The organism is Propionivibrio sp. (assembly GCF_017995515.1).
GTDB lineage: Bacteria > Pseudomonadota > Gammaproteobacteria > Burkholderiales > Rhodocyclaceae > Propionivibrio.
In genome coordinates this window covers 1-2,026 of record NZ_JAGOIT010000067.1, presented here as the reverse complement: position 1 = coordinate 2,026, position 2,026 = coordinate 1, and the positions used below count along the sequence as shown (strand labels likewise).

The following is a 2,026-nucleotide window of genomic DNA, read 5'->3' as shown; positions in this document are numbered from 1 at the left end:
GTTAATTGCACCTATCTTGTCGCAATAACGAAAGGCTCTCGAGTGAAAAACAGAATCTTGTGGATCTTGCTGGCGGCTGCTGCAATCACGGGTGGTTGTGCGGTCGTTCCCGCCAATGGGCCGTACTCCGATGATGGTTACGACTACGGCGAACCGGTCGTCGTGGCGCCTCCGCCGCCTCGGGTCGAGTATGTTCGCCGGCCGCCGGTCGTCGGCCAGATCTGGATCGGCGGCTATTGGAACTGGACGGGCCGGCACCACGCGTGGGTGCCGGGTCACTGGGAGGCGCCACGGCGTGGACACCATTGGGCGCCGCATCGCTGGTATCGCGACGGTAACCATTGGCGCCAGGAGAAAGGCCGCTGGGAGCGCGACGAGCGGCGGCGCCCGCAGCATGGATCACGCGACGACGACCGCCGTGGCTGGCGCTGATCTCAGCGCGCTACGAGCGGTCCGGGTGAGCGAAAGTTCTTTCGATGGTGCGCCGTGAACGGTTGGCGCGTTTCGGACGTGCATTGGCCACTGACAGTTGGAATTTCCACCCGTTTCGACCGAATATGGCGCGTTTTCGACTTACAACCCGTCTGTTGGAGCGATATTATCCATAAGGCCTGCATGGATATCCTCCTGTTGGCGCCCATCCATCTAGCGTTTCAGGGGATCAGGCGTCTTCTGAAACCTCAAAAAGGAGTTTGCAATGACCGCGCAGTTGCCTCCCCAAAAGCAGATGACCGGAATGCTGGGCCATCCGGTGGCCGAGAATCCCATCGATCGCATGTTCGACGCCGTCTATGCCCATTACGGGCTGCACTGGCAATTCTGGAAGTGCGACGTCGCGGCCGACGACCTGGGGGCCGCCATTGCCGGTACTCGCGCGCTGGGTTTCCGCGGTTACGGCATCACCGTGCCGTACAAGATCGCCGCGATTCCGTTCCTTGACGCCATCGACGAAGACGCGAGGGTGATCGGGGCGGCGAATTGGGTAACCAACGAAAACGGGCGACTGATCGGGCATAACAATGATGGCAAGGGCGTGGTCAAGGCGATCAACAAGGTGACGCCGATCGCCGGCAAGCGCGTCGTGATGCTCGGGGCCGGTGGCGCTGGGCGCGCCATGGCCGTCGAGCTCGGCTGGGCCGGTGCTGCGCATCTGACCGTGGTCACCCGGCGGGAAGATCAGGGCCGCGAGGTCGCCGATCTGGTGAGCCGCGCTGCGGGCATCCCAACGACCTGGCAGCGTTGGGACGGCGCGGTACGCCTGCTGGAAGGTACGGGCATCCTGATGAACGCGACACACCTCGGGTGTGCGCCGGCTTGCGAGTCGGTTCCGCTCGACTGGAGCAGCTTGAGCCCGACGACCACGGCGGTCGATGTCATCACCAATCCGCGCGTCACGCCTTTTCTCCAGGCGGCCCGCGAGCGCGGCTGCCCGATTGTCGACGGCGTCGAAATGCTGGTGCAGTTGGCGATGCACGGGTTCGAGATGTGGACCGGCATCAAGCCGGACGAAGGCGTCTTCCAGCGCGCCGTCGCCGAGGCGCTCGGCGAGTAAGCCCGCAGTCCGTCACGGAACGAAGCGACCCGCCGAGGCCGCAATATCATCCGAAGTGCGCCGAGTGCTTTTCCTGGTGAAACTTCGAGCCTTGCTGTCTCGGTGGTGAGGCCTTTGCCCGCGTAGTTCAGCTCGACCATCCTTCTTTCAGGGCGGGCCGTTCGCTCTCTCGTCCCGCATTCTTCAAAACGCCATCAGCACCCCGGAAAACTAGGGGTATCCCTGGTTTTCGTGCGGGCGCGCATGCGTATCATCGTCGGCGTTTTCGTGCCGTGTCAGGCGCCCGGCCCGCGTTCGGCGGTGCGTCTGTCCGCAGCGACCTCCTTCCCACCTGCGAAATCGCCGATATGACCATCAAGCCGGAACTCCTAGACCTCTTGCGCCGGCGGCGCGAGAAGATCATCAACCACATCAAGCCCGAGAAGCTCGAAGCGATGCACGCCAAGGGGGTTTTGTCGGCGCGCGAGCGCATCG

At 63.4% G+C, this 2,026-nt stretch carries 2 protein-coding genes; both read left to right on the top strand.

The genetic code is table 11. From position 1 onward, the window contains the following. Nucleotides 1–432, top strand: a 432-nt coding sequence (locus tag KBA32_RS11605; protein ID WP_367113778.1) for a hypothetical protein, incomplete at its 5' end; no start/stop codon positions are given. Between the two features lie 265 nt (nt 433–697). Beyond that, a complete protein-coding gene (locus KBA32_RS11600; protein WP_294359077.1) occupies nt 698–1,552 on the top strand; it encodes a shikimate dehydrogenase in 855 nt (284 codons plus the stop codon). The last annotated feature ends 474 nt before the right edge of the window (nt 1,553–2,026 follow it).

Excerpts from the sequence above, each read along its gene's own strand:
- KBA32_RS11600 (WP_294359077.1), top strand. The coding sequence starts at position 698 with ATGACCGCGCAGTTGCCTCCCCAAAAGCAGATGACCGGAATGCTGGGC.